Source organism: Planktothrix mougeotii LEGE 06226 (assembly GCF_015207485.1).
In the GTDB taxonomy this organism is placed as follows: domain Bacteria; phylum Cyanobacteriota; class Cyanobacteriia; order Cyanobacteriales; family Microcoleaceae; genus Planktothrix.
The window spans coordinates 12,548-38,639 of sequence record NZ_JADEWU010000048.1 but is presented as its reverse complement, the minus strand read 5'-3'; the positions used below and the strand labels follow the sequence as shown (position 1 = coordinate 38,639).

Annotated in this window: 23 protein-coding genes; 6 read left to right on the top strand and 17 right to left on the bottom strand. The window is 41.6% G+C overall.

All coding sequences use genetic code 11. From position 1 onward, the window contains the following. Positions 1-89: 89 nt before the first annotated feature. From IQ236_RS18235 to IQ236_RS18215, 5 genes are all read right to left on the bottom strand, one after another. Positions 90-4,280: a hybrid sensor histidine kinase/response regulator gene (locus tag IQ236_RS18235; RefSeq protein WP_193870611.1), complete on the bottom strand. Its 4,191-nt coding sequence runs from the start codon at positions 4,278-4,280 to the stop codon at positions 90-92. A gap of 93 nt (positions 4,281-4,373) precedes the next feature. Continuing rightward, positions 4,374-7,811 carry a methyl-accepting chemotaxis protein gene (locus IQ236_RS18230; protein WP_193870610.1) on the bottom strand — a complete coding sequence of 1,146 codons (3,438 nt, stop codon included), beginning with the start codon at positions 7,809-7,811 and terminating at the stop codon, positions 4,374-4,376. A 151-nt stretch (positions 7,812-7,962) separates the two neighbouring features. After that, on the bottom strand, positions 7,963-8,487 hold the full coding sequence (locus IQ236_RS18225; protein ID WP_190520898.1) for a chemotaxis protein CheW: 525 nt from the start codon (positions 8,485-8,487) through the stop codon (positions 7,963-7,965). A gap of 12 nt (positions 8,488-8,499) precedes the next feature. After that, positions 8,500-8,865, bottom strand: a complete 366-nt coding sequence (locus IQ236_RS18220) for a response regulator transcription factor (RefSeq protein ID WP_072718823.1) — start codon at positions 8,863-8,865, stop codon at positions 8,500-8,502. A gap of 470 nt (positions 8,866-9,335) precedes the next feature. Further along, on the bottom strand, positions 9,336-10,571 hold the full coding sequence (locus tag IQ236_RS18215; RefSeq protein WP_193870609.1) for a response regulator: 1,236 nt from the start codon (positions 10,569-10,571) through the stop codon (positions 9,336-9,338). Positions 10,572-10,834: 263 nt separating this feature from the next. Here IQ236_RS18215 and hmpF point away from each other — a divergent pair, with 263 nt between their 5' ends. After that, positions 10,835-12,577 (top strand): pilus motility taxis protein HmpF, encoded by a 1,743-nt coding sequence (hmpF, locus tag IQ236_RS18210; RefSeq protein ID WP_193870608.1) that lies wholly within the window; start codon positions 10,835-10,837, stop codon positions 12,575-12,577. A gap of 166 nt (positions 12,578-12,743) precedes the next feature. On the opposite strand, the gene IQ236_RS18205 is transcribed toward hmpF, so the two are convergent. Beyond that, on the bottom strand, positions 12,744-13,502 hold the full coding sequence (locus IQ236_RS18205) for a Crp/Fnr family transcriptional regulator (protein ID WP_193870621.1): 759 nt from the start codon (positions 13,500-13,502) through the stop codon (positions 12,744-12,746). A gap of 1 nt (position 13,503) precedes the next feature. Between IQ236_RS18205 and IQ236_RS28070 the strand changes: the two genes are divergently transcribed. Together IQ236_RS28070 and IQ236_RS18200 are read left to right on the top strand one after the other, a co-directional pair. Then, positions 13,504-13,632 (top strand): hypothetical protein, encoded by a 129-nt coding sequence (locus IQ236_RS28070; RefSeq protein ID WP_265578695.1) that lies wholly within the window; start codon positions 13,504-13,506, stop codon positions 13,630-13,632. Between the two features lie 167 nt (positions 13,633-13,799). Beyond that, positions 13,800-14,636 (top strand): DALR anticodon-binding domain-containing protein, encoded by an 837-nt coding sequence (locus tag IQ236_RS18200; RefSeq protein WP_193870607.1) that lies wholly within the window; start codon positions 13,800-13,802, stop codon positions 14,634-14,636. A 177-nt stretch (positions 14,637-14,813) separates the two neighbouring features. Here the strand turns inward: IQ236_RS18200 and IQ236_RS18195 are convergent, their stop codons facing one another. The 3 genes from IQ236_RS18195 to hflX all read right to left on the bottom strand — a co-directional run bounded on the left by IQ236_RS18195 (position 14,814) and on the right by hflX (position 17,822). Then, a complete protein-coding gene (locus IQ236_RS18195) occupies positions 14,814-15,200 on the bottom strand; it encodes a hypothetical protein (protein ID WP_193870606.1) in 387 nt (128 codons plus the stop codon). 579 nt (positions 15,201-15,779) lie between these two features. Further along, complete coding sequence (locus tag IQ236_RS18190) at positions 15,780-15,962, bottom strand: hypothetical protein (protein ID WP_190520888.1); 183 nt, start codon at positions 15,960-15,962, stop codon at positions 15,780-15,782. Positions 15,963-16,094: 132 nt separating this feature from the next. Further along, complete coding sequence (gene hflX / locus IQ236_RS18185) at positions 16,095-17,822, bottom strand: GTPase HflX (RefSeq protein ID WP_456107207.1); 1,728 nt, start codon at positions 17,820-17,822, stop codon at positions 16,095-16,097. 161 nt (positions 17,823-17,983) lie between these two features. Here hflX and IQ236_RS18180 point away from each other — a divergent pair, with 161 nt between their 5' ends. Both IQ236_RS18180 and IQ236_RS18175 read left to right on the top strand, forming a co-directional pair. Continuing rightward, positions 17,984-18,751, top strand: coding sequence for a proteasome-type protease (locus IQ236_RS18180; protein ID WP_193870604.1), 768 nt, complete (start codon positions 17,984-17,986; stop codon positions 18,749-18,751). 180 nt (positions 18,752-18,931) lie between these two features. After that, on the top strand, positions 18,932-19,216 hold the full coding sequence (locus IQ236_RS18175) for a hypothetical protein (protein ID WP_228041725.1): 285 nt from the start codon (positions 18,932-18,934) through the stop codon (positions 19,214-19,216). A 33-nt stretch (positions 19,217-19,249) separates the two neighbouring features. On the opposite strand, the gene IQ236_RS18170 is transcribed toward IQ236_RS18175, so the two are convergent. Beyond that, complete coding sequence (locus IQ236_RS18170; protein WP_193870603.1) at positions 19,250-19,447, bottom strand: hypothetical protein; 198 nt, start codon at positions 19,445-19,447, stop codon at positions 19,250-19,252. A 159-nt stretch (positions 19,448-19,606) separates the two neighbouring features. Here IQ236_RS18170 and IQ236_RS18165 point away from each other — a divergent pair, with 159 nt between their 5' ends. After that, complete coding sequence (locus IQ236_RS18165) at positions 19,607-20,461, top strand: NAD(P)-dependent oxidoreductase (protein ID WP_193870602.1); 855 nt, start codon at positions 19,607-19,609, stop codon at positions 20,459-20,461. Positions 20,462-20,619: 158 nt separating this feature from the next. Here IQ236_RS18165 and IQ236_RS18160 read toward each other — a convergent pair whose 3' ends face one another. The 7 genes from IQ236_RS18160 to IQ236_RS18130 all read right to left on the bottom strand — a co-directional run bounded on the left by IQ236_RS18160 (position 20,620) and on the right by IQ236_RS18130 (position 26,041). Beyond that, entirely contained in the window at positions 20,620-22,275 is a 1,656-nt protein-coding gene (locus IQ236_RS18160; RefSeq protein ID WP_193870601.1) for a GIY-YIG nuclease family protein, read from the bottom strand. 147 nt (positions 22,276-22,422) lie between these two features. Then, complete coding sequence (locus IQ236_RS18155; protein WP_193870600.1) at positions 22,423-24,066, bottom strand: GIY-YIG nuclease family protein; 1,644 nt, start codon at positions 24,064-24,066, stop codon at positions 22,423-22,425. Between the two features lie 230 nt (positions 24,067-24,296). Then, the gene (locus IQ236_RS18150) at positions 24,297-24,497 is read right to left on the bottom strand and encodes a hypothetical protein (protein ID WP_193870599.1); all 201 of its coding nucleotides are present in this window, start codon (positions 24,495-24,497) and stop codon (positions 24,297-24,299) included. Between the two features lie 278 nt (positions 24,498-24,775). Beyond that, positions 24,776-25,174: a toxin-antitoxin system TumE family protein gene (locus IQ236_RS18145; protein ID WP_193870598.1), complete on the bottom strand. Its 399-nt coding sequence runs from the start codon at positions 25,172-25,174 to the stop codon at positions 24,776-24,778. Next, the gene (locus IQ236_RS18140; RefSeq protein ID WP_193870619.1) at positions 25,171-25,470 is read right to left on the bottom strand and encodes a hypothetical protein; all 300 of its coding nucleotides are present in this window, start codon (positions 25,468-25,470) and stop codon (positions 25,171-25,173) included. Before IQ236_RS18140 ends, IQ236_RS18145 begins: the two co-directional genes overlap by 4 nt. 113 nt (positions 25,471-25,583) lie before the next feature. Further along, positions 25,584-25,844 (bottom strand): ParE family toxin-like protein, encoded by a 261-nt coding sequence (locus tag IQ236_RS18135; protein WP_193870597.1) that lies wholly within the window; start codon positions 25,842-25,844, stop codon positions 25,584-25,586. Beyond that, positions 25,841-26,041 carry a hypothetical protein gene (locus IQ236_RS18130; protein WP_193870596.1) on the bottom strand — a complete coding sequence of 67 codons (201 nt, stop codon included), beginning with the start codon at positions 26,039-26,041 and terminating at the stop codon, positions 25,841-25,843. The genes IQ236_RS18135 and IQ236_RS18130 overlap by 4 nt, the downstream gene beginning before the upstream one ends. Positions 26,042-26,092: the final 51 nt, after the last annotated feature.

The following is a 26,092-nucleotide window of genomic DNA, read 5'->3' as shown; positions in this document are numbered from 1 at the left end:
ACTGATAACTGATAACTGATAACTGATAACTGATAACTGATAACTGATAACTGATAACTGATAACTGATAACTGATAACTGATAACTGATTACACACCAACCGCCGTATTCCCGACCACTTCACCTTTTAACATTCGTCCGGCCGCTTCTAATAACTGTTCCTCCAAATAAGGCTTAGTAAAATAACCCCGTGCCCCCAAATTAAACGCCATTTGACGGTGACGATCCGCCCCCCGTGACGTTAACATAGCAATGGGTAAATTCGTTAAGACCGGATCTTTTTGCATCCGCGATAACAACTCCAACCCATCCATCCGAGGCATCTCAATATCGCAGAACACGATATCACAAGGTAAACCCGATTTCAGTTTTTCCCAGGCTTCCTTACCATCTCGCGCCTCTTCTACGCGATAACCGGATTTTTCAAACGTAATCGATAAGAGCGATCGCACCGTAATCGAATCATCCACAATCAACACCGTCGGTTCAGACTTCTGAAGTTGGGGTTCAGCCACCGCATTGCCCATCTGCCAAATCTTACCAGCAGCATCCTTGCGAATTCGACCCATCGCCAAATCAATCAACTCCAGCACATCGGCGATCGCCACAATTTGACCATCCCCTAACACCGTCGCCCCTGCAATGCCAATCGGTTTCGGCACCGGCCCTTCCAAGGGTTTGATCACAATTTCCTGTTCAATCAACACCTGATCCACCTGCACCGCCAAATAACTACTCGAAGACCGCAGGACAATCACCGAAATCATATCCTCCTCAGCCGTAGCCCCATAGACATTCCCCCGACCCAAATGGCGGTGATAAGTCAACAACTCCCGCAGATGACGGAGCGGTAAAATCGTTCCTCGCCATTCTAAAGCCTTACTCCCATCCTCCATAACTCGAATTTGTTCACGGGGAACATCAATCATGTCTTCTACCCCATCCATCGGAAAGGCAATCCGCACCCGATCGCTCACACAGCACAACGCCCTGGAAATACTCATATTCAAGGGTAAGCGAATGGTGAAGGATGTCCCGCGTCCCAACGTCGAATCCGTCGTAATTGTGCCGCGAATATCCGTTAAACTGGTTCGCACCACATCCATCCCCACACCCCGACCTGCATATTCATCCGCCACATCCTTTGTACTAAAGTTGGGCAGGAATAACAGATCATAAATCTCTGGATTGCTCATGCTCTCAGCTTCGACCGCCGTAATCAACCCCTTCTGAATCGCCTTATTTTTCACCCGATTCACATCAATCCCACCCCCATCATCGGAAACCGCAATAATGGTTTGGTTCCCTTGGTGAAATACCCGAATCGTAATCCGACCCACTGCGGGTTTTCCGGCTGCTGTCCGCACATCCGCAGGTTCAATGCCGTGAGTAATAGCATTATTGACTAAATGAATCAACGGGTCATGGAGTTTACCCAATAACATCTTGTCAATTAAAGTATCTCGACCCTCGACAAATAACTCCGCCTGTTTGCCACATTTAATCGAAATATCCCGCACTGGACGCTTCAACGCATCCGCTTCAATGGCAAAGGGTTCCATCCGGGCTCGATTTAACCCTTCCTGCAACGCGGTGGTAATTCGTCGCAACTCACGGGTAACTTGATCCGCTTCTTCCACCAAAAACTCAATATCCGCCGACGACTCCCGCACCCGGACAATTAACTCAATAATCTCTTGAGAGAGGGTATGGAACGGCGTAAACCGATCAAGTTCCGTCGAATCTAAATCCGTATTAGAATCATCATCATGAATTGAAGACGTTTCATTAAACCAGAACGGCTTACGACGGTGGGACAGGAGGGAAATTTCTAATAGCGATCGTTCATAGAAATCCTGCATCCGTTGACCCACATCCCCCAACAGCGAAACTTGGTGCAGCAAATTATCCAAAAACTGCCGCATCCGTTCTTGATCCTGTTCCAAACTGTTGCGGTTAACCACCAGTTCCCCCATTAGGTTGCTAAGGTTATCCAATTGTTTCACCGGAACCTTAACAATCGGTTCAGCAATCGGTTTGGCAAAGTTTCCTCTGGGAACCGCCGCTGACCGAGAGCTTGGCGGCCCATTTTCAATTAATTGCAGCAACTCCGTAAACTCTGAATCATCCTCAGAAGAAGACGATACTTTACTAACAGGGGTTCGTCCACTGTCTGAGGATTTGGGAATTGACGGTACAGACCGATCATGGCGCGTCTCTACTGCATCCGGGGACTGTAACAGTTGATCTAAATTTAAGAAAATATCTTCTTCTACCGTCTGATTAGCTTGTGCACCTTCTTCATTCAGTAAAGCATCTAAACTCGTAAAATCATCATCCGGTAGTTCCAAATTGGGAGCAGGTAGAGACCGACCCTGATCGGTCTCCATCGTTTCTAAGTTTTGAGATATCCTTGGGCTTAACACCTCAACACTGTCCTCAATAGTTGCAGCTTGCTCTTCTCCAAATTGCATCAAATCATCCAAAGAAGAAGGAGTCGATATTTCGGGTACAATACCCATCTCACTTTCTAACAGTTCGTCAAACCAATCCTCTTCTGGGGCTGCTTCTACGGTTAAGGAAGAACTGGGTTTTGCCGTTTGGGGTTTGGGTTCGGGAGAAGACCCTTGAGCCTGTTGGTCAAACTGGTCAAACAGTTCATCCAAACTTTCCGCATCCTCCAATAAATCATTAATTTCATCCGGGGAAATGGATGTAGAATTCTGGGCTGATCCCGATGAAACTTCTGTTTCGGGATTCATTTCTAACAGTTCATCAAAGAAATCCTCAAAACTAGGCGATGGTTTATCCTGTCCAACTTTTGGGGCGCTAGATGGTGGTTTGACCCTTGGGGTTTCCACCATCGGCATATCCGTATCACTGAGGTTATCAAAGAAACTAGCTAGATCATCATCCACACCAGAGTTAGCCGGAGACATCCCTGGGGGGTGATGTCCCCGTTGCAGACTTTCCTGAGAAGATTTTTTGTTTTTAGCTTCTGTCTTATTTAACCCCGTTTGTTTATCATCTAACAAATCAAAAAAGTCACCTTGTAGGGGGTCTGCTGACCTTCCCGACTGTGCAGGAGTTTCCCCAGCCGTTTCCCCAGCAGCCCCATGATCCCACTCATCCAAACCCTCAAATAAATCTCTGAGGCTGTTATATTCTTCGGGGGTAATTTCGGGGCCGTTTGGTAAACGAGTTGGGGTATTACTCGCATTCGTTGCCGAATCCGACCAGTTAGTATCGAGTAGGGGGTTCGTCAGCGTTGAAACATCTGGAGATTTCTTCTTACTATTCCCCGACTTCTTCGCTGCTGCTGATTTTTTAGACTCCCCTTCTCCCAGTGTTCGGGATTTAGGAGATTGACCGGAGGATTTTTTGGATGTTGGGGTTTTTGCAGGAGTTACGGACTTGGGTAACAAGCGGGTAATGGCTTCGGTGACGACAATTTCAGTCTCTCTATTCGCTAAAACCAGGTCTTGAGCTTCTTTAATCGCCTTAATCACCACGGGAGCTAAACTCCGATAAGTATTCTGTGAATTAGCGATCGCTTGTTCCACATTTTCGATAAATTTAACCCAACTCGGTAAATCAAACAGTTCTCCCGCCCGGGCTAAACTTCGGCAAGTTTCAATTAACACCTGACGAGTTTGGGGGGTTTCCGGTTGTTTAAACTGTTGCAACATTTCCCGCAACCGTTCAGCAACATCACTACCAAAGACCAAATCTTTAGCACTGCTATGTCCCGTTTCTTCACGCGGTTTCGAGATCGGCGCAGAAGTCGGGCGGGTTTGTACAGGGGTACTATAATCTGTCTCTACAGGCGAACGTTTACCTGTCCCCTGTTGCTGTACAACATTTTTAATATGATAATTTAAAGCTTCAAAAACAGGCTCAACATCCTGCAAAATAGCGCTCGCCGCCTCTTCCGTTAACCCATAGGGCCCTGACAATTGATCAATCAAGGCTTGTAAGGTATCAAAAACTTGTAAAAATAACGACTCTAATTGTTGATCGAGGAATTGAGTCGGAAGACGGTTTTCTTTGAGAATTTTAAAACTATCTTCTAATCGGTGAGCCGTTTGTTGAATACTATTCAGTCCCAACATCGCAGCCCCCCCTTTAACCGAGTGAGCCGCTCGGAAGACTTCATTGAGCAGTTCTGGATCTTCAACCGTAGTTTGTAGATTCAGTAATCCCTGTTCAATGGTATTGAGGTGGTCTTTGGCCTCCTCAATAAAATAGCCCATGATCCGTTGTTGTTGTTCAAGTTGCATATCAGTTATCAGTTATCAGTTATCAGTTATCAGTTATCAGTCAATCCTTGGTCACTCGTTTTCACGCACTTCCTCCCCTGCCTTTCTTGCTCCCTAGGATTTTTCTGAAGCATCAACCCGGAAACGTTCCACTGAAGTCAAGAGATCTCGCGCCACACCTACCAGTTTGGTTAATGCACTAGAGACTCCTTGGGCTTCTTGGGACGTTTCTTGGGCGCTATGTTCAACGGCTCGCATCACCTGGGCGACAGCACGAGCCGTTTCATTTTGTTCCACCGTATCGGCGGTAATGGAACGCACCAGGACATCAATCCGGTTCGTCACTTGGATAATGTCATCCAAAGCCCGTTTAGCTTGTTCAGCTAGACGAGTCCCTTCAATCACCTGTTGATGACCTTGAGACATCGCCATCATCACGGTATTAGTCTGGCTTTGGATTTGCATGACGATTTGTTCGATATCTTTTAAAGATTTCGCTGACTTATCCGCTAACTGTCGAACTTCATCGGCAACAATCGCAAATCCTTTGCCCGCTTCCCCAGCCCGTGCCGCCTCAATACTGGCGTTTAACGCGAGTAAGTTGGTTCGGGAAGCAATCTGAGAAATAATCGCCACAATTTTAGAAATTTCTTGAGAAGACTCCCCTAACCGCTTGACTTCTCGACTGGTTTCTGCCACCGTTTCCCGAATTTTGAGAATCCCAGCTACGGTCATTTGTACCGCTTCCCCCCCTTTAGTTGCTACCGCCGCCGCCGAACGAGCAACCTCCTCCGCTTCCCTCGCGCTTTCAGCCACCCGTTGAATCGCATCAGTCAGCACCTGTACCGAGTTTAACGTCGCAGCCAGTTCCTCCGCCTGTCGGAAGGCATCTCCGGCTACATCTTTCGCAAACGTCGCACTATCCGTTGCCCCCTTACTCACCTGACGGGCGGCTTGTTTCACCTGAACCACAATTTCCCGCAGGTTTTGGATGGTTAAGTTAAAGGAGTCGGCTACGGCTCCTAAAACATTAGCAGTAACCTCCGCAGTCACCGTTAAATCTCCCCGCGCCGCCCCTTCCACATCATCCAAGAGCCGAATCACCTGACGATGTAAATCATCTCTGGCATCTTCTTGTTCCTTGGCTTTGCGTTGGGCTTCTCTCGTAATATTTTGAATAAATTGAGCCGCATGGTTGAATTTGGCAGACATTCTCCCAAACTCATCCTCAGCAAAAATCGTAGCCCGGGCATCTAAATTGCCTTTACTAATCGCATCAAATTGAGCTTGTAAATCGTCTGTGGCTTTGGTAATTTGTTGGGCTGTAATCCGACCCAATCCCCAGGCGGTGATAAAACTTGTAGCTCCGGCAACAGTGGTCATAAACCAACCCGTAACCCTTAGATAATCCACTAATTCCCGTTTGTTATCTAAGGCAGCAGTGCGGGTAGCAACATTAGTCGCCGTTGCCACAAAAATCAACGTTACCAGTCCCGTTCCGAGGGCCGTGTAAAAAGGTTTGCGGTTGAGGGAAGCATTTTCTAAAAAAGAGAATGGCCCTTGATCAGATGCAACCACCGTATCCATCACATCCCCCAAATCGGGACTTAAGGTAGTAACAGCCGATGCAGTATAAGCACTATTAAAAATCTCATCATCCCCAATCGACGAACTATCACTATCGAGGGTGCTATTGTTGTAGGTCGCGCTCGGAAACTTACTATCTAAATTGCCAAAGTCTGAATCAACATATAGATCATTATCCCCACCAGCCGCCATATCAAAATCGGCAACATCATCAAACTCTTCAAAACTATCTAAGAAATCGTTTTCCACGGTTTGGGGAGCCTTGCCATTAGAAGAACGACCATTGAGATCTGTCATCTCCGGCGTTATATCAAAGGAGTCCCCAAAAGTATCCTCATTTACAGGTTCGAGATCAAAACTATCAGGAATATCCGTAGCATCAAAAACAATATCATCTTCCTCCTCAGCCCTATCCAACGCCCCATAAGCCGAGGATGGGGTAGCTTCACCCCGGGTATTAGAAAAATATGACTGATTCATCCTGTTATTGGTCAACAGGGTTTCCTCTTCGTTGCTTTCTTCTGTATCCAAAACATTAAAGTTCGCCGTCATGTTAGAAGGGTCAGGGGGTAAGGGAACAGAATCATCAGCATCATCAACGAAGGGTTCCACAGGAAATGTAAAACCAGACAGATCGGGGTCAAACTCCTCCTCTTCCTCTGGCTCAAATAAGGGAGTTGACCCACCCGACATCATCCCATTGGAGGATACCGGATCGGGGTTAACGAACTCCCCGGATGAATCTATCTCTTCTAGGGGGGCAAAAATATCATCGAGTTCTTCTTCAAAACTCATGGGGGTAGCGGCAGGAGATGAAGGAAAAGGGGTTTGGGGCTTAGAGTCGGGAGTCTCCATCAATTCCTCGTCTTCCTCATCTCCCCCGGTTCCCCCAAACTCTCCTTCATCCTCTAGGTCATCGAGGTCAAGGAACTGAGTCGGTTGATGTAGATAATCCATCTCTGACTCATCCAGAGTTTCCTGGGAATTGAGTGAATGCAGGTCATCCTCAGTGCTGGGGTTTGAGGAATCGAGAAGATGGAATTGGTCATCCTCGGAGGAAAATAAATCCCCGGTTAACTGTTCAAGATCACTGACACTCACCTCATCGGTGGCTAAGGGGGTTCTGGGTACAGATTCATCTTCTTCTTCTAGTGTAAACGGATCATCCTCGAATTGGGTCAAGGAACCCTGCTCATCCAAGGGATTTAAAATTTCTGTTCCTTCCTCTAAATCATCCTCTAAGGCAAAGGGATTATTGGCTGTAAAGCTGAGGGGAGATTGGCTACCATTAGAGTGTAAATAGTCTTGATTATCCCCTAGATGTTCTAACCCCCTTTCATCGATCGCATCATCGAGATCAGGAATTGATAAGTTTAATTCGGAGTCCTCTAATCCTTGAAAATCAAAGTGATCTTCGGTTCCGCTAAAATCCTTCAGGTCTATCTCAGGGTTTGACCCATTGATCAAATTGCCATTGCCTTGCTGATGGGAATCATCAGGAAGGGATTCTAAATCATTTAATAAATTCATTGAGGAGGTGCCATTGGCGAAACCATTGGTTTCTTCGGCAGCCCAGTGTAAATCTTGAGTTAAATCAACTTCGGTAGAATCAATTTCTTCATCGAGAAGGGCATTAAAAACCGCTTGGGAATCAGGGTTCTCGTTCAACTCACCTGAAGGCTCGGCGAGTTCGTATTGGTCAGTATCGGCTAAAGCTTGATGGGCTTGTTCGAGTAATTCCGCATCACTGGTCAAATTTAAGACCGCCATATACTGATCACGAGCCACATCATATTGCTGTAACCCATAGCCATAGATATGACCGCATAAAAGACGGGCGGACGGATCTTCTGGATAATCTTCCACCAGTTGATAAACCAGCGCCGCCGCTTCTTCGTAATTTCCCTGACAGTATGCTTCCTCCGTTTGCTGATATTCTTGTAGGAAGTCTGTGCTTGTTGCCATGAGCGATTCCCCTTTTGATTTTAAAGTTTAGTGTGGTATGGCTTAAACGTTAAGAGTTCAATGTAAGAAAGGTTTAACTTAAACAGTTTTATAATCAATTGATGCTGGGCAGGCTGTGACATTTTTGGCTATGAACCTTGAGTTGGCTAGATCACGTTGCCCAGCGAGCCGATCGCAAAATTGCTACTTGGTCTAAGAGTCGCAGAACGTTCCCTGTATTTGCCAATTGCCATTCTCCTTTAATAAAAGGAGCCATACTATCACTGACTTGAGTGGGCATTTGCATTTTATCAGGGTCAAGCCATGCCATATCATTGAGAGCATCAACCGCTAACCCTAATATAATGTCTTGGTCTTCTACCGCAATAACATGGATCTCTGTGCGGTCTGTATTCAAGGGAGTGCTATCCCCTAAAAATTGACCTAAATCAGCCACCCAAATCACCCGACCTCGAAGGTTGAAGGTTCCCAGTAATAGAGGGGAAACGTTAGGAATGGGCGTCATCCGGTCTGGAGATTGAAACAGTACCTCTCGAATTCCGATGGCAGGAAGGGCAAATTCATTGCCTGAAGGCACAAAAAACCGGAGGTGGGGCTCCCCTTCGGGAGTTTCCAACTCTTGAAATTCTGGGCCATCTGTTCCTTGCCCGGTTAAAAAATCTGGGTTTCCGACCATTATTGTTTACCCCTACCCTCTGAGCAATTGTTTAACGGTTCCGACTAATTCCGTCGGCTGGAACGGTTTAGCGATATAAGCATCTGCCCCCTGTTTCATTCCCCAATAGCGATCAAATTCTTCCCCTTTAGAAGAACACATGACAATGGCAATATTGCGGGTTTTGGGATCGGATTTGAGGCGACGACAAAGTTCATAACCATTCATCCGAGGCATGACAATATCGAGCACCATTAAATCGGGGCAGCTTTTTTGGACTTGTTCTAATGCTTCTACACCATCACTGGCGACACTGACTTGTAAGCCACTATCTTTGAGAAGATTAGAAATCATCTCCCGTTGGGTGACACTATCTTCTACCACCATAACTTTATTCATCTTTCTTCTCCCTGGGAAACTCCCGAATTATTGATAATCCGGTTAGGGGTAAGAGTCCAAGGAGTAAGGGGTTTATGCTGCTGCATTAGAAATTTATCGTAAAGTGTCAACTAAACCTTTGCGCCTCAAAAGAGGTCATTCTTTCTGGCATACCTGTTGGCATTACAGGACAGAGGCTATTTCTATGTTCTCAAAGACCCGATCATCGGGTATTTAATTGAAGGGCGAATCGGCGGCAGGGTTTTGCATCGGATCGCTCCGGGTTTGTTTAATTGTCAATCCCATCGGCAGGGTTATGATCACTTAGTTTTTTTAACATCTTGTTTAATTTCAAGTATAGTTCCCGACTCTATAAACCCATAGAGTCAGGTTTTACAGGATTGTGTATCTTGTCAGCCAGAGTCCTATTTAATTATACAAATCTTTGACCGCCTGGATTGATCCAGTCTGGGGTTTTCTACGGGGGAGTGTTAAAGGGTTTCTAACTCACTCATGAACTCCTCTTCTAATTTAGACTCTTTAGCTGTATTCGTGAGTTTCCCTGGCCCAATATAAGTTTCCACTAAGGTTAATAACTCAGCATCGCCAAACGGTTTTGTTAAGTAGTTGGTGGCTCGAATCATTCGAGCTTTGAGGCGATCAATAAATCCATCAATTCCCGTTAACATAACAATGGGAGTTTGACGAAAAGCCGTCGAATTTCGTAACATAGCACAGATTTCATAACCATTTAATTCAGGCATGGCAATATCACACAAAATTAAATCGGGTTTGAGTTGAAAAACTAAACTCAATGCTTTTAAAGGATTGCCAATGGCAGTTGCTTCATAGCCATGTTCTTTTAAAATCAATTCAACCGTTTGCCGAATCACCAGATCATCATCAATACAGACAATCCGAGGGCTACGATTTCTATCGGTGAAGGGTTCTAGTGTGGTTAACGGATTTTCGGGATGGGGAGCTAATAGTTGTACTAATCCCTGTTGTACAAACGGATAAATGGCTTTTGTCACCATGACAATATCTCGATGTAAATGACGGGCAATTTGACGAATCGAGGTTTGGCCATCAGCCCAACGATTCAAGGTTTCAAATACTTGAGGTCGGACGGTCTCTTGTAATTTTGATCGATCCGTAATTAAGGGACATTGATTCGGGGAGGTAATATGGGGATGGAATTTTTTCCATTCTTGGACTTGTTTGAAAATATTGGCTAATAACGGGCTAATTTCTAAGGTGGTTAATTGGGGCGCTAAAGCAGATCCCATTTCAAAAATAAAAGCTCCTTGATGTAAACTCAGTAAATCAAATAAGGTTTCCTGAACCATACAATGAACAATATTACGAGCGATGGCTGGGGTAATCACTTGATGTTCAAGTAACACCCACAAGTACCCATACTCTGGAGCATTGACCGAAGCAATGGAGGGAACTTCTAACTCAGCGAGAACGGCTTCAGCTTTATAGCGTCGTAAATAATCGCGTAATCTCATCAGGCTGCCTTCGCTTTGACCCGCATAGATAATGCGACCATTCCAAGAAAACACTAACCAACATTGTCCGGTTAAACGGCTGGGATGGCGTTCAATTTCAGTGGCCATCTGGGATGAACTGTAAGCTTCGACCATGAGTTCCCCTGTTCTCTGGCCAAGCTCAATCAGTTGCAAAATACTGCGAATATCAATTTCGTTTAAAGAGCCTTGCATTTAGCAAGTGGCCTCCTGCAAATGGGTTTGGGTTGAGGTACATCCTAGAGATGAAAAATAAGGCAGTATCGTGATGATCAAATCACGGCTTCCCTTATATTCTAGGGGAGACAGCCACTTATGCACCGGATAGTTAGCGATTCAGGATTAACTAACGGTATATTAGGCTTCAGGATTAACTGTTTACCTGCGACTCCCAGAAGGTTTTATGATTAAGACAGCGAACAAATAGTGCTTGAACACCTCAAGAGGATAAAGGGCCGATGCTCTATTTAGCGGAAGTACAAAAGCAGAGTAGCAAATTTGGTCTGGGTGGCGGTAGGACTGAACTCAAGCTATTGGCTTGTCAGCGAGGTGAAAACAATTGGAGTGCTGTACCCGGAGATGAAATCATCCTTGCTGATGATGCCAATAACTTTAAGGACGGAACGTTAGTCTTAGTGGATCTGAATACGGGTAAGCAGGTACAGCGCATCCAAGAAGCTGCCCGCCAACTCGTGGGAATTCTCCAAGATTTTTCTCGGTTGCAGGAAAAGTTTAAAACCCAACAGGAAGAAATTGAACAGTGGAAGGAGTCGTTGACTTACCAAAGTCAGGAATTAAATCGCCGGGAAATGGAAATGGAAGCCCGACGAGAACAGATGGAACAATTGGAGGAAGAATTAGAACGGCTGGAACAGCAACGTCAAGAAATTGAGCGTTCCCGAGATGAAAGTAACCATTTACGGTCTCAAATTGACCAGGCTCGTCAAGATATTGAAACCACTCGACAGCAGTTACGAGATCAACGCAAACAGCTTGAAGAACAACAAGCTCAATTACAGTCGTCTCCTTCCTTGAGTGCCGAACAATCTGAACTCCTCAGTAACTTACTCAATCAATTGTCTAACCCTGTTGAAATTTCACCGTTACAGACAAAACTCCATCAGTCCTTAGAACAAGTGACTGGGGCTGAGAGTTTACTGGCACAACATCAGCAACGATTACAAGAACAACGTTCTGAGGCTGAACGCCTTCAACAAACCCTAGAAACGACAACCAGCAGCATTAAACAGCAATGGCAACAGTGGCAGCAAGCGCAGGATACGTTAATTCAAAATCGCTCTGAGTTAGCCTCCCAGCAACAGTTAGTCCAAACGAAACAGGACTATGCTCAAACGTTACAAACCTTGATCCAAAGCCGTCAAACTTTATTAGAACAGTTACAAGAGTTGGCTTCTCGTCAATCGGAGGATGAACCCGTCGCAGTGAGCGTGAAAGTGGATATCCAAGCATTGGAGGCGATGCCCTTAGAACAATTACAAGCGGAAGTCGAACAATTAAAACAGGAATGGGATCGCTGGTCTGGTTTTGTTAAAGACCAAGAGGAGGAATTAAAATACAAACTCGAAGAGATTGGGGAAATTCAAGAGGAACTCAAAACGGCAAACGATGGCGATCGAGAGAGTTTACAGACGAAATTAGCTGATGAACAAGATGCCTATCAAATGTTGAATGAAACATTGGTGGGTCAGCGCCGTACCTTAAAAGAACGGGAAGACCATAAAACTCAATATGAAGGGGTGTTAAATCGTCGTCGGGGTTTGTCTCCGGCTACCGCAGGAGGGCCGACTGATTTGAAATCGGTGATTGCGAATTTAGAAACCCAACAACAGCAACAACAACAGCAACTCCAAACTTTGGAAACGGAACTCCAACAATTGCGCTCTACCTTTGCCCAAAGAGAGACAGAGGTAAATGCTCAAGTTCAACAACAAGAACAAACCCGTCAACAGTTAGAAAGTCAGGAGCAAAGTTGGCTTGAACAGCAACGCATGGTGGCTGAACTTTGGGGGCGGATTAATTTGTATCAGGAAATGTTGCAACCTGTTCAAGATTCATGGAATCAAGTTCGCCAGCAGTTGCGGGAAACAACGGCTGATCTGAATCAACTGTTAGATTTGTCCAACTCTCAAACCCAGGCAACAACACAGTTACGGCAGGTTTTATCAGGAATTAGTAATTAGTAATTCGTGTAACATTAGATCAGTTATTAGTCAACAGGAAACCGTTCAAAAACTTGGAGTTCATCAACAGATGAGTATTTACTGACAACTGATAACTGATGATGCGGATACTTGATAACTGATAACTGATGATGCGGATACTTGATAACTGATGACTGATGACTGATTATTCCTCTTCAAAGCCTGCATCGTCTTCTAAATCCAAGGTTTTGTTATAGTCTTCAGATTCAATGGGGATACAAATTAAGTTATCGTCTTGAGTATAAACTAAGCCTTGTTGACGGAGTTTTCCCATCAGACGAGTTACGGTAACTCGTGTGGAACCGATGGCGCTGCCGATTTGAGAGTGGGTTAATGACCAGGGTAAACGATAGCCTTTAAACCCATCTTCCCCGTTACTACTGGCATAATATTCCCCATATTCTTCAATGAGTAAGGTTAAAAATCCTAAAAGTCGGTCAATGGTACGACGTTGACCCAATGTACTTAACCAAAGTAATTTCCGTTGATGTTGATATCGAAACGCATCGAGAACTTCCCGACGAAAATGGGGCCAATTATCTAAATCGTGCCAATACATCCATAACACGGTTGTATCATCGGCGTGGCTATAGGCTTGTAGGCTAAAGGGAGATTGCGCCACCAATTCAAAAGGTTGACCTGCACCAACAAAACCGAGAAAGGCTTCATCTAAATTGCGATTCCGGGGTTTGGAATTGGGTTTACCCTTGGCATATTCCAGTTGAGCGCTACCGACTAATCGGACTGCACCCCGTTGGACTAAATACAGTAACCCTGGACGAGCCGGAATCCGCTCATCTTTGCTGAAACTGCGGCAACGGTAATGTTCCTGTGCCCAGTCTGTAATCCTCTGCCAGGTTAGGAAAGGTCGATTGGAATCGGTCGGAATAGGAGATGATTGCATCATGAGATTAGGTAATAAACAATTTTTAGTCAAACGTAAAGGCAAGATGCTTATACACCTCCACATCCGTCAAGTGTTGAATGGGTTCACAGAATTGCTCGCCTATCCTGAAGGTGTATTTTATACTTAAGAGAGAAGGGTTTAAGATCCTTTAACCAAAGTAACAAAAAACACATCTCTTTTGAGTAAACTCATCAACTATTTTAGACAATCAATTTCAAAAAATTCCGTCAGGGTATTGACTTAGTATGTTGATAATAGCCAATGTAAGCCTGTTTGGGATGGATTTAGAAGGTTATGCTTGCTTTGGCAAAGATGTTAGCGGTACAACTGGGAAAAAGTTTACGATTTCAAGGGATTGATACGGTTAATTCTCAGGAAATTCCCGTAAATCACATTAAACATAAGACTAAGATCACATACGGATCGGCGATCGCGCTGAAACTTTCATCCCGTTTACATCAACCTCCTCTGGATCTGGCGGAGGCTATCTGTGTTAGTTTAAAGACTTTAAATGCACAGGGTGAGTGCGGTTTTGGGAAAATTCCTAGAGATGTGACGGTTTATCCCTTGTCGTCAGGGATGTTGCAATTTATCTTTACGGATGTGGGAATTGCGGCTTGGTTAGAACACCTTCTTCGCCACCAGTGGACACTAACTGCGCTTCGGAATGGGGAAATTTCCCTGGATCAATTTGAGCTTCAATATAGTCATGCTCGTTGTTGTTCTTTATTAAGTTTGGCTCATCGGGAGGATTTAATTCAGTTAGAAGAACCGAATTTAAGGGCTGTATTACCTTTAAAAATTAGTTCTACTTCTCACCCGATTTCTTGGTTAACAGATCAAGGACAATTACAATTTACTCAAAGTTATGACTATCAACTTTTAATGCAATTGGTGAAGACTGTAGATGCTCTTTTTTTCCCTTTAAGTTCTCCTAATTGGGTAAAACTTGCTATTCAATTAAGCGATAATTTTCAACAGTTTTATCGTCACTGTCGAATTTGGGGAGAAGTCAAACAACAGACCCCGGAGTTAGCTCAAGCGAGACTGGGTTTGGTTTTAATGACGCAAGTGATTCTCCAAATTTTATTAGAAGAAAAGTTAGGAATTATGGCTCCTTTGGAATTATAACATTATATGAAATCTTTAAATGTTTGCTACGCATCTGTCTCCCGCAGAGACGCGCCATGGCGCGTCTCTACGTGGGGTTTAGGGTAATAATCTGTAGTATAATTTTCAGAATTTCATATAAAGTTGTAAGTTTTTTAGGGCTAAGAGAAAACAGTCCTTCAGGATTTACTATATTGTTTAGGATAAAAAGTCTGTTAGAACTTCATCGGGTTCATCATCATCATTGGTTAAAAGTTGAGCAAAGGTAGAATTAGGAATAATAGGAACTTCTGGAATCATTTTTTCAAGGGCTACTATTTTTGCTTCTAATTTAGCGACTTGATATAATAAGGGTTCTAAGGATTCAACTTTTTGCTGTAAAATTAATAAGTCTTGATGTAGGTTTAAAGAGTCTAAATTGGTGGAATTAGAAATAGAAGACGATTTAACGTTTTCTAAATACTGTCCGATAGCTTCTTGAACTAATTTGTCTACAGAATGTCCTGTTTCTGCGGATAATTGATTCAATTGACTAGCCCATTCTTGGGGAATAGTGGTTTCTATTTTTATATTTTCTAAGCTCATAGATATTAATTATTTTAATTAAGATTAACTTGAATCTATAGCAAGTCTACATCAGTTGTACATCAGACTTAAAATCCAATTCCTCGTAGGGGCGAGGCGCGCCTCGCCCTTACACTGGGATTTGTGTCCATTTTTTATGATTAATAATCCCGATGATTATGATTGGACAATCCATTTAGATTTGCTATATATAGCATTTTTAAATGATTTGTGAACGTGGAACAGGCATCTTGCCTGTGACCTGTGACCTGTGACCTGTGACCTGTGACCTGTGACCTGTGACCTGTGACCTGTGACCTGTGACCTGTGACCTGTGACCTGTGACCTGTGACCTGTGACCTGTGACCTGTGACCTGTGACCTGTAACGGGCAAGATGCCCATTCCACATTTATATCTCATTTAAAAATACTATATATAGAGGACAGGGACAATTTTACATATTAACATATTTTGCCTCAAAAAAATACTTTTCAAACAATAATTAATATTAATAACCTAAGTTTGATTAATGGAGACTTACTAACTCATTTTCCCCTGTAATTTTTAAAATAGTCATTTTTACAGGGGATAATTGCCTTTTAGTTATGCTCTGGATTGGGGAAAGTTCGCTTAAAGTCTTCAATTAACTCATCAATTTCTTCTAAGGCTTGATTCACATCAATTCTGAGGGTTCCTAAATTAGGTTTTTCTAACAACTTAACCAGAGATTCCCGTTTTTGCTCAATTAAAGCAACTCGTTCTCGAATCGTATTGCTGTCCATGTTAATTATCCTGCCTGAGTAAGTGAACGATCAATCTATTAATAATATACCGATAATCACTCAAACTTGCAATTGAAAAAACTATAGGTTTGAGTTCCTAAGTTGGGCAGGAATCACCCACCCAAAACCCTTTTAACGATTAGAAACGGCATAATGAACTAAAGCCGCCATGCGTTTTCTCAGGGTTTCTAATCCTAACGCTTTAGAGGCAGAAATATAAACCGCTTGGGGATATTTCTCTTGGGCTAATCGTAAGGTATCGCCATCAGTTTGATCAATTTTATTAAACGCTAATAATCCAGGGCCCGGAGTAACAGGCATTTCCCTTAAAATCTGCATCACCGACTCAATTTGACTTTCCCAAGCGGGATGGGATAAATCAACTAAATGAATTAACGCATCCGCATCGGTGACTTCCTCTAAGGTAGCGCGAAAGGCATCAATTAAAGGTGGGGGTAACTCATGAATAAATCCCACCGTATCCGTAATCACGACATTTAAAGGTTCCTCTGTCATGGTGTCAGGAATCTCTAAACGGCGAGTAGTGGGGTCAAGGGTCGCAAACAGTTGGTCAGCCGTGTAAACTTCCGACTGGGTTAAAACATTTAATAACGTCGATTTTCCGGCGTTGGTATACCCAACTAAGGCTAACGTCGGAACTTCTCGAACTTGACGATTTTGGCGTAACCGAGAACGATGGGCTTGAAGTTGGTTCACTTCCTGCTGTAACCGAGAAATGCGCCGTTGAATGGCCCGCCGTTCCGTTTCCAATTTCGTTTCCCCTGGCCCCCTGGTTCCAATTCCACCTCCTAACCGCGACATCGCCCGACCTCGACCTGTTAACCGAGGTAAACTATATTCCAGTTGGGCCAGTTCCACTTGTAATTTTCCAGCCCCGGACTGAGCCCGTTGAGCGAAAATATCCAGGATCACTTCAGTTCGGTCTACAACCCTTACCCCAATTTGGGTTTCCAGGTTACGAACTTGGGCGGGGGATAAGTCCCGGTCAAAAACAATTAAATTCGCGCCGATAGTTTGGGCGACGAGGGCGATTTCTTGGACTTTCCCTTCGCCGACAACGGTTTGGGGATGAGGTTGAGATCGCTTTTGGCGCAAGGTTTGTAACACTTTACCCCCGGCGGTATCGACTAAACGCACCAATTCCGCTAACCCATCTTCAAAACGTTGGGGTGAGATTTTTTCCGTTTTGACCCCGACTAAGAGGACTTTATCTTGACTAGAATCAACTTCACGGGCGACAAATTCCCGTTCAAATTCTGCCTCTAAGCCATTGACTAAATCCAGAAAGTCCTGTTGACACAGAGCATCCAGACTGATCGGTAACGATAAATAATAGGGAATGGCGGAAAAACCATTATCAATGTGTTGAGAATTGGCTGTGTCCATTTCTGGGACAAGGTGAGCGAGATAGGTGTCTTTAACATAACCCGTTTCACCCCCTCCTCGTCGTTGAAACCCGCTTCCAGTTAAAGTTAGAACGGCGAGAACATCTAACCGTTGAATCGCCATTGCAGTGAGGGCTGATTCTTTGGGGGGTTCGGCGGTGGTTTGGGTCGCTATACAGCGAATCCCACTCAGTCGCCCATTGCCATAACGGGGGAGTTCTAAGGGGGGAATTTGGGTCTGGCGGGGGCTTCCGACCCCCACACGCATGACTTGTCCCCGACGGTTAATATAGGCGCACAGAGGTTGTTCCACTTCTGTACTAATGGCCGCCAGTCGCTGGGCAAATTCTGCGGTTGTAATGCGATCGCCCGGTAATCTTTGATGATACAGGCTTTGCAACCGTTTAAGCTGACTGGGTTTTAAACCTTGGAGTTGACCATAAATCGTTTCGATAGGCACGTTTAACCAGTTCCCTGGCCCTCCATAAACGATAGGGGTTGATTTGAGATCATGATAGCGTTAATCACCCGTTACTGAGTTGATGGTTGACAGTTCAGGTCAGAAAAGTCTATTCTTTTGCTTTTGGTGACGGACTAATTTTATTGAAACTTTCTATGACCTATTGTTTGGGCATTATTACCAATACTGGCTTAGTGATTGCGGCGGACTCGCGCACAAATGCTGGGGTTGATTATATTTCTACCTATCGGAAATTATTCGATTTTTCTAAATCAGGTGAGCGCGTAATTCTATTATGTACGGCGGGAAATCTCTCCATCACCCAGGGAATTGTCAGCGAATTAGATCGGGATCTCAAAACCCAGGAAGAGATTAATTTACATACTCTCCCTTCCATGTATGAAGTCGCTCGATATATTGGATCAAAACTCAGAAAAATTCAAGAACTGGATGAAAAATGGCTAAAAAAAGACGGAATTGAGCCTCAATGTTCTATGCTATTAGGGGGACAAATCAAGGGACAAGATCCAGCTTTATTTTTAATTTATAGCCAAGGTAATTTTATTCATGCCACGAGAGAAACACCATTTTTACAAATTGGAGAAACTAAATATGGTAAACCCATTTTAGATCGAACCTTGAGCTTTAATACCCATTTAGAAGCGGCTGCTAAATGTGCGTTACTTTCTATTGATTCTACTATGAAATCTAATATTTCTGTAGGGCCGCCGATTAATTTAGTGTTATATGAAAAAGATAGTTTAGAGGTCAAAAATTGGTTAAAACTGCGTTTAGGTGATCCCTATTTAGCAGAAATTCGTAAACTCTGGGAAGAGTGCCTCAAACAAGGATTTAATAATATCCCTAATATTAATTGGCAGCATCGAACTAGCGACTCCTCGGAGGATATTTTAATTGATTAGATCTTTTTTAGAGGTTATTTGTTGTATAGGATACGGTTAAAAGCGGAAAGTTATCCTATCTTTTGATTGAGGTGAATCATTAAACGAATCCGCTAAATTTATACTGATGCGTAATTCTGAATTCACGCATCTTGTTCAGACACAAATCCGTCCATTTTGCCGTTCAAAATCCTCAAAAAAATGATGTTAAACTCTAGTCAAATCTACTGCTTTCGGGCGAGTTGGGAACTTTCAAGCCCGATTCGAGAACATACACTCCCAGATTGGTTATCAGTGGGATCAAATTGGCAAGGATACACCATTTGGACTGTTCCTTGGATTGCGGATGTTGCTAGGGTACTGGGTGCATTAGAAATAGAAGATTCCCCGGACGCCTGGAAATCTTATCTCGAAAGCTTAGGGTTTCAAAACGTCACCCCAGTTTTCGGAGAAGATTTATTTGAAGATCAACTGTATTCAATTTAAGTCTATTAAACACGCATTTAATTAAGGGAAAAACTAATCAATCACCCACAAGCCCTTTTGACGCCATTTTTGTTCTAAAAGGGCTTGTTCTAAATCAGTGGTCTGAATCCAACCTTCAGTCACTAACAGTTCTCCTAATTTTAAATGACAAACTCCTTGAAGGGTAATGGCTTGTTCAAGTTGTATTGAGGAAATTAACCCTCTCCGCACTAAAATCTCGCCGATTTTCATGAGCTTACACCTGTAGGAAGGTTAACAGATGGGCCCTGATGGTTTGAAATTTCTGAAAATTGTAGTTATTAAATTTTAGCTCTATTATGATCTAGGTTGCAAGATTAAACTAACTGTAACCGAGCATCAAAAGTTCTAATCAATGGGAGTTAAGATCAAATGAGAATTGGAATAATCGGAACCGGGTTAATGGGGTTTCCGATGGCGCAACGACTGTTAGAAGCTGGATATCAGCTAATTGTTTATAACCGTACAACCTCCAAAGTAGAACCATTAAGAGAAGCGGGGGCAACAGTAGCCGGAACGCCTCAAGGTTTAATCGCTACCAGTGATTGTATTTTATTGATGTTAACGAATCAAGACGCCATTGAGTCAGTTTTGTTCCGTTCAGAATTTCAATCGTTTTTATCGGGAAAAACAGTAATTTCTATGGGAACAATTTCGCCAACAGATAGTAAAACAATTCAAAAAGAAATTCTGAAAGCAGGAGGAGACTATTTAGAAGCCCCTGTTTTGGGAAGTATTCCTGAAGCGAAAGCCGGAACATTACAAATTATGGTGGGTTCTACAGAAGCGCAATTTGAGCAATGGTTGAATTTGTTAAAATGTCTCGGAGAACCGAAATATATTGGGGAAGTGGGAAGTGCGGCTGCGTTAAAATTAGCCTTAAATCAGTTAATTGCTTCCCTAACAACTGCTTTCGCCTTAAGTTTAAATTTTGTTCAACAGCAAGGAGTTGATATCGAACTCTTTATGGAGATTTTACGCAACAGTGCGTTATATGCTCCCACCTTTGATAAAAAATTGCAACGGATGTTAGAAGAAAATTATGAAAATCCCAATTTTCCTACTAAACATTTATTAAAAGATACGAATTTGTTTCTACAAGAAGCGGTCAAAATGGGGTTGAATGCGAGTTCATTAGAAGGAGTAAAAGCAATATTAGAAGCCACCCAAAAACTCGGAAAATCAAACGATGATTATTCCGCCCTATTTACCACCATCAAACCGTAGGGTGCGTAAGCTCCGCGCACGCACCACCACCGTAGGGTGCGTAAGTGCAACGCACGCACCACATCAAAGTTTATCGATCATTCTTTCTTAAATTTGTGAGAATTAATTGATCAATAGGAAATGGTGCGTGCGCGTTGCTTACGCACCCTACGGATAGGTTAAAATTCTAATACAAAATCAGATACTAGATCAGACCTATCTGAAATTGAAGGTCGTGAGGAAATATTATTATTTAATGGACATTGACTGACCGACTCTAAGGTAAACGAAATTTTTAGATCAGGTAGTCCACTGTTTTTTAGAGATTCAATCATAGTCTGTCTGACTTGATCGTATTTTACAATCGTTTCCGATGGCCCAAATGGAATTGTAAAAGTACGTTGATTACCCAATGATATTTTGACTTGAGCAGGTTTGATACACTTTCTTGGTGAAACATATACTCTTGAGATATAGCCATCATTTTCTGATAGAGTAACTTTAGCAAAATCTGATAAATAAGGTTCAAATAGTAACCATGCTTCTCGCTCTACTGATGTTAACATATATACATTTTGATAAGGAAATAGATTAAGATCAGATCCCTGAGAAAATGAACCTTTAGAGCCTTGTATAGAGTGGACAATTGATGTTGTGACTTTTTCTCCATTTTCAGAAATATAATTTTTTTGCCCCGTTGGTTCGTAAAGATTGATTGAAAAAGATTTAATATGGAGATAAATTCTTTTGTCAGAATAATCTTTAACATAGGGATGGGTACTATAGCACTTTAAATCAATTCCTCTTTGAGCTAAAATATCAGAAATATCATATTTATTTTGATTACAACGGCTACCAATTCCTCGCTTTTGGGATTTATATTCTTCTTCAAATTGTTTTATATTTTCGTTAATATTTCGAGATTTTATTGATTCATTAAATAATATTTTGATGGGATCTTTTTGATAGGACGATAGGCGTTTTAGAGGGTAATTGCATAACTGAGAAAACTCACTATCGTCATTTAGATTGAAAATATTATAGCTAGACTGACCACAATATTTTTGAATGGCTTGTAAAGACTCTTGATTAATAGCTCTCACAGGAATTCCGGCTAATGCTGTTAATTCATAGCCTGTAATTAATGTAATAGCTTCTTTACTGATATCATACACTTCAACAGCATAGCCATTTACAAGAAGCCTTATTGATGTACGCTCACCACTTTTTCTAAATTCCCATTTGTTAGTATATGCTTTTCGGCTTGAAAAAGCTTTATTAATCGCAAGCTCGGTGGCGCGGCTATCTTCTGTATTGTTATAAATACTACTTTTATCAATACACAAATGTATAATCGGTAAAGGCAAAACTTTTTTTAGAATTCGCCAACTTTTTTCAAATTTATTACACTTTTCAACATAAACAGGATCGTCTTTTCTGGGTGGTTCAATTCCGATTATGATCATATATTCTGAAAGGGCCTTGAGGGTTTCACGCAGTAATGTTTCAGCCGGACGGATTGTTTTCTTCGTAACTTTACTCCCGTTAAGCTGAGGTTTATATTCTTCAATTCTAGCTTTTTCAACTTTGGTTAGCTGGTCAGGGGATATTTTCTCATAATAAATATGAAATACTTTTCTTTTTTGAGATCCTAGCTGTAGAATTCTATGATGGGTTTTTCCATCCCATCTTGTCTTAATATTTTTAGCTTTTCCGATATACCAAATTAGTTCATTTTCATCAATAACATAATAAATTCCTGAGTCTTCTGGTAAAAGTTCTTTTGACTTAAGTAATACATGGGGCAATTGTAGTATATAAGTATCTGCATTCATTTTTTTATCCTAATTTTCTAATTATAGTTATGCGATCGCCAACTTTCACATATTACCTCATCTCCATCACTTCTGTTTTTCTAGTATACTATCAAACTACCCATATAGTAGGGTGCGTAAGCAACGCTCACGCACCCTACAAATAGGCTAAAATTTTAATAAATCAGATATTGTCTCAGATGAAAGTGGATGTAGTGAGGAAAAAGTAACGACCGACCGACATTGACTGACCGACTCTGAGGAAAACGAAATTTTTAGATCGGGTAGCCCACTGTTTTTTAGAGATTCAATCATAGTCTTTCTAACTTGATCGTATTTTACAATCGTTTCTGAAGGCCCAAATGGAATTATAAAAGTACGTTGATTACCCAATGATATTTTGACTTGAGCAGGTTTAATACACTTTTTTGCTGAAACATATACTCTTGAGATATAGCCATCATCTTCTGATAGAGTAACTTTAGCAAAGTCCGATAAATAATGTTCAAATAGTAACCACGCTTCTCGCTCTACTGATGTCAGCATATATACATTTTGATAAGGGAATAGATTAAGATCAGATCCCTGAGAAAATGCACCTTGAGAACCTTTTATAAAGTTGGGAAGTGATATTATGAATTTTTCTCCATTTTCAGAAATGTAGTTTTTTTGTCCTGTTGGTTCATAGAGATTTGTTGAAAAAGATTTAATATAGAGATAAATCCTTTTGTTGGAATAATCTTTAACATAGGGATGGGTACTATAGCACTTTAAATCAATTCCTCTTTGAACCAAAATATCAGAAATATCATATTTAGTTTGATTGGAACGGCTATCAAATCCTCGCTTTTGGGATTTATATTCTTCTTCAAATTGTTTTATATTGTCGTCAATACTTCGAGAATTAATTGATTCATTAAACAATATTTTTATGGGATCTTGTTTATAGGATAATAGGCGTTTTAGAGGATGATTGTGGAACTGTGAAACCTCACTATCGTCATTTAGATTGAAAATACTATAGGTAGATTGACCACAATATTTTTTAATGGCTTGTAAAGACTCCGAATTGATAACTCTGACAGGAACTCCAGCTAATGTAGTAAATTCGTAGCCTGTAATTAATGCAATAGCTTCTTTGCTAATATCATAAACTTCAACAGCATAGCCATTTACAAGAAGTCTTATTGATGTAGACTCAGTTTTTCTAGATTCCCATTGATGAGAATATGCCTTTCGACTTGAAAAAGCTTTGTCAATAGCAAGATTTACTGCTCGGTAATTTTCTGAATTTTGATAAATATTAGTTAAATCAATACACAAATGTATAATTGGTAAAGGCAAGACTTTTTTTAGGATTCGCCAATTGTTTCCGAATTTATTACACTTTTCGATATAAACCGGATCGTCTTTTCGTGGAGGTTCAATTCCGATTATGATAATATATTCTGAAAGGGCATTAAGTGTTTCACGCAGTAATGTTTCAGCCGGACGAATTGTTTTAGTTTTAACCTTACTCCCGTTAAGCTGAGGTTTATATTGTTCAATTCTAGCTTTTTCAACTTTGGTTAGCTGATCAGGTGATATTATTTCAAAATAAATATGAAATACTTTTCCTTTTTGAGATCCTAACTGTAGGATTCTGTGATGGGTTTTTCCAGACCATCTTGTCTTAATATTTTTAGCTTTTCCTATATACCAAATTAGTTCATTTTCATCAATAACATAATAAATTCCTGAGTCTTCTGGCAAAAGTTCTTTAGACTTTAACAATACATGAGGCAACTGTAGTATGTAGGTATCTGCATTCATTTTTTTGTCCTAATTTTCTAATCATAGTTATGCGATCCCCAGCTTTCATATTTTACCGCATATCCATCACTTCTGTTTTTCTAGTATAATTAAGTTGATCATTTCCAGGAATTATCAGAGTTTTTTCATTTTTCCCCGGCTGTATTTTTTCCTAATTTAAAATAGCAATTTCTAAGCTGTTTAGCATCTAATATTTTTCATTGCCTCTCTTACAGGGGTTGCACGATATTTCACAGGTCAGTACAACGTCCTTCCCGTAGATGTTGCAGGGCTTGTTTAGCCAAACCATCGAGCCGACCTGCTGCAACATCTTCTTCAAATTGCTGATCCCATATTTCTGCATCAAATTCTGCAAACCACAGGCGGAAAGCCGCTAGTTCCTCTTTGGATAATTGACTAACAGCACGTTCAATCTCCTGTAAATTACTCATATACTTAAAGTAAATTTAGCAATTAGGAACATAACTAATTATACCACTATTCATTCAATCTAATCTTCTGTTACCGGGGACTATTTCTCCTAATGGCATTTATGGCTAGAAACTAGAAACGAGGGAATCAGCAATCAGAAACTCAGAAACCGGGTTTCTTAACAAAACTTTCGGTTTTCGCCGATAGATAATATAAGAAACCCGGTTTCTCTTTTCACCTGCCCTATTTTTCCCAATTTAAAATAGTAATTTCTAAGCTGTTAAGCATCTAATAGTTTTCAATTTTCTAAAGAAGAATTTACTTGCTCAGAAACTATTTTTAAAATCTCGCTCAACCCCACTGGTTGATAGGGAAATACAGCGTCTTCCGCACCATCATGTAGATGATCAGGATAAGTTTCTATCTCAGGATGATGAGCCGCATTATCCCAACGTTTAATCAATTGTCCATCATCTTTTTGCCAATGGAAACTATACTTAATTATTTTTACTTGTCCAGATTGAATTTCAAAAAATTCAAACATTTCTAAAAAACTATGATCTTTTAACGTTAGTCGGTATCGCCATAGTCCTTTAGTAACTTGTGCCTCCTCTCTAAGAATACTCAAATCTATTACTTCTGGACAAAGAGCAATTAAGGATTTTATCAAAGCCAAATAATCCTCAGCATTCATCATAAGGCTTTTTCTAATTTACCAATCTTGACTAAAATATCTTGACGTAATTCACACAAACTAAACCATTCAAAAAAATCCATCTCATCCCCTAATATTCCAGCCTCAAATTGTTCTATAAATTGGTTTGAATCTAGCTTATAGGTTTGTTCAAACTTTTTAATATCCTGATCATAGATCTCTAACTTCTGACGATGACGAGTCAAAATAATGTTGAGAAGTTGCCCAATAATTCGATCTAATTCTGTGCGATCGCTACAGTTTTCACTCAGGAGTTCTAATTTTTCTAATGTATTCATCATTACCTCTTTTTATAGCTGAATAAATAAGCAATCAGAAACCGGGTTTCTCATATTATCTATCGGTGACAACCGAAAGTTTTGTTAAGAAACCCGGTTTCTATTTCCCTAGCTTACTCACTTCTTAATAATCGGTCATACTCTGCATGGGAACCAATCCAAAACCACACCATTTCACCGTTTTCTTCGACTGCTAAGGCTCGATAGTGGATTCCAATCCGCACTGACCAAAACTGTCCTACCTTCTTAAAGTGCAGCGAAGGATATCGAGAATCCTGCTTGAGTAACTCATAGCATCGATCAGCTAGTTCTTGAATCTCATTCGGTAACTGTCGATAATAATACCAGAAATCAGGGGTTGCACAATATTTCACAGGTCAGTACAACGTCCTTCCCGTAGATGTTGCAGGGCTTGTTTAGCCAAACCATCGAGCCGACCTGCTGTAACATCTTCTTCAAATTGGCGATCCCAGATTTCTGCATCAAACTTTGCAAACCACAGGCGGAAAGCCGCTAGTTCCTCTTTGGATAATTGACTAACAGCACGTTCAATCTCCTGCAAATTACTCATATACTTAAAGTAAATTCAGCAATTAGGACTATAGCTAATTATAGCCCTATT

Excerpts from the sequence above, each read along its gene's own strand:
- IQ236_RS18155 (WP_193870600.1), bottom strand. The coding sequence starts at position 24,066 with ATGAATGCAGATACCTACATACTACAGTTGCCTCATGTATTGTTAAAG.
- IQ236_RS18180 (WP_193870604.1), top strand. The coding sequence starts at position 17,984 with ATGACCTATTGTTTGGGCATTATTACCAATACTGGCTTAGTGATTGCG.
- IQ236_RS18225 (WP_190520898.1), bottom strand. The coding sequence starts at position 8,487 with ATGGTCGGAAACCCAGATTTTTTAACCGGGCAAGGAACAGATGGCCCA.
- IQ236_RS18190 (WP_190520888.1), bottom strand. The coding sequence starts at position 15,962 with ATGGACAGCAATACGATTCGAGAACGAGTTGCTTTAATTGAGCAAAAA.
- IQ236_RS18175 (WP_228041725.1), top strand. The coding sequence starts at position 18,932 with ATGATGTTAAACTCTAGTCAAATCTACTGCTTTCGGGCGAGTTGGGAA.
- IQ236_RS18140 (WP_193870619.1), bottom strand. The coding sequence starts at position 25,470 with ATGAATACATTAGAAAAATTAGAACTCCTGAGTGAAAACTGTAGCGAT.
- IQ236_RS18165 (WP_193870602.1), top strand. The coding sequence starts at position 19,607 with ATGAGAATTGGAATAATCGGAACCGGGTTAATGGGGTTTCCGATGGCG.
- IQ236_RS18130 (WP_193870596.1), bottom strand. The coding sequence starts at position 26,041 with ATGAGTAATTTGCAGGAGATTGAACGTGCTGTTAGTCAATTATCCAAA.
- IQ236_RS18195 (WP_193870606.1), bottom strand. The coding sequence starts at position 15,200 with ATGAGCTTAGAAAATATAAAAATAGAAACCACTATTCCCCAAGAATGG.
- IQ236_RS18160 (WP_193870601.1), bottom strand. The coding sequence starts at position 22,275 with ATGAATGCAGATACTTATATACTACAATTGCCCCATGTATTACTTAAG.
- IQ236_RS18230 (WP_193870610.1), bottom strand. The coding sequence starts at position 7,811 with ATGGCAACAAGCACAGACTTCCTACAAGAATATCAGCAAACGGAGGAA.
- hmpF (WP_193870608.1), top strand. The coding sequence starts at position 10,835 with ATGCTCTATTTAGCGGAAGTACAAAAGCAGAGTAGCAAATTTGGTCTG.
- IQ236_RS18205 (WP_193870621.1), bottom strand. The coding sequence starts at position 13,502 with ATGCAATCATCTCCTATTCCGACCGATTCCAATCGACCTTTCCTAACC.
- IQ236_RS28070 (WP_265578695.1), top strand. The coding sequence starts at position 13,504 with ATGAGATTAGGTAATAAACAATTTTTAGTCAAACGTAAAGGCAAGATG.
- IQ236_RS18145 (WP_193870598.1), bottom strand. The coding sequence starts at position 25,174 with ATGATGAATGCTGAGGATTATTTGGCTTTGATAAAATCCTTAATTGCT.
- IQ236_RS18220 (WP_072718823.1), bottom strand. The coding sequence starts at position 8,865 with ATGAATAAAGTTATGGTGGTAGAAGATAGTGTCACCCAACGGGAGATG.
- IQ236_RS18235 (WP_193870611.1), bottom strand. The coding sequence starts at position 4,280 with ATGCAACTTGAACAACAACAACGGATCATGGGCTATTTTATTGAGGAG.
- IQ236_RS18150 (WP_193870599.1), bottom strand. The coding sequence starts at position 24,497 with ATGAGTAATTTACAGGAGATTGAACGTGCTGTTAGTCAATTATCCAAA.
- IQ236_RS18200 (WP_193870607.1), top strand. The coding sequence starts at position 13,800 with ATGCTTGCTTTGGCAAAGATGTTAGCGGTACAACTGGGAAAAAGTTTA.
- IQ236_RS18215 (WP_193870609.1), bottom strand. The coding sequence starts at position 10,571 with ATGCAAGGCTCTTTAAACGAAATTGATATTCGCAGTATTTTGCAACTG.
- IQ236_RS18170 (WP_193870603.1), bottom strand. The coding sequence starts at position 19,447 with ATGAAAATCGGCGAGATTTTAGTGCGGAGAGGGTTAATTTCCTCAATA.